Raw genomic sequence first — 1,024 nt, forward strand, 5'->3', positions numbered from 1 at the left:
CCGACCACGTGCCGCGCGAGCGGGTCTCGGCCGTGCTGCACGCCGCCGACGTGGCGGTGCTGCCGTTCACCGCCGGGGTGAGCACCAAGAGCGGGGCCCTTCTCGCCGCGCTCGCGCACGGCGTGCCGACCGCCGTCACCGTGCCCGACGAGGACGCGGACGACCTGCACCGCAGCGGGGCGGTGGCGGTGGTCCGGGCACGCCGGGACAGCGGTGCGATCGCGCGTACGGTGTCCCGGCTGCTCGCCGACCCGGTCCTGCGGCGACGGCTCGCCGAGCGGGGACGCGCGTTCGCCGCCGCGTACTCCTGGCCCCGGGTGGCCGCCGCGCACCGCGACCTGTACGCGCGGACCCTGGGGTGGGCCGGTGCCTGACCGGTACGCGGACATCCTCGTGGTCGACCTGCTCGGCGGAATCGGCGACCTGCTGATGCTGCTGCCGGTGGTGCACGGCCTGGCCCGCCGCAACCCGGGCGCGCGGCTGCGGGTCCTCACCCACGGCCCGGGCGCCGACCTGGTCCGCGTCGACCCGGCGGTGGCCGAGGTACGCACGCCCCGACATGACCGGCCCGGCGCCGAGCGGGAGGCGGTCCTGGCGGCCCTCGCGGCGCGGCGACCCGACCTGGCGGTCAGCACCACCCGCTACGACGGAATCCCGGACCTGCTGGAGGCCGCCGCCACCCGCGCCGTGACGAACCTGTGGCGCGACCCGCCACCGGATCAGCTGGTCGGCCAGCGCTACCTGGAGATCCTGCACGCCGAGGGGCTGCTGGACCCGGCCGACCGGGCGGCTCGACCCCGGGTGCACGTCGGCGACCAGGCGCACCGGGCGGGGGAGCGGACCGTGGCCCGGCTGGTGGGTGAGCCGCTCGCGCCGCCGGTGGTGCTGGTCACCGCCGCCGGAATGGCGGTGAAACGGTGGCCGTGGCCCTCGCACATGCAGTCGGCGGCCCGGCACCTGGACGACGGCAGCGAGCACCTGGCGCGGACGATGGAGCGGTTGGCCCGCGACGGGAACGCTCCGG

General features: G+C 77.5%; 1 protein-coding gene and 1 pseudogene. Both read left to right on the top strand.

Going from position 1 to position 1,024, the window contains the following annotated elements; translation table 11 throughout:
* Positions 1–374 (top strand): glycosyltransferase (locus AB0I76_RS30715; RefSeq protein ID WP_357042854.1); only part of this gene is annotated, 374 nt, incomplete at its 5' end.
* Positions 367–1,024, top strand: a pseudogene (locus AB0I76_RS30720) (hypothetical protein); the annotation flags it as partial. The gene AB0I76_RS30715 and the pseudogene AB0I76_RS30720, both read left to right, overlap by 8 nt.

It is taken from the genome of Micromonospora sp. NPDC049799, assembly GCF_040656655.1.
Lineage (GTDB): Bacteria > Actinomycetota > Actinomycetes > Mycobacteriales > Micromonosporaceae > Micromonospora.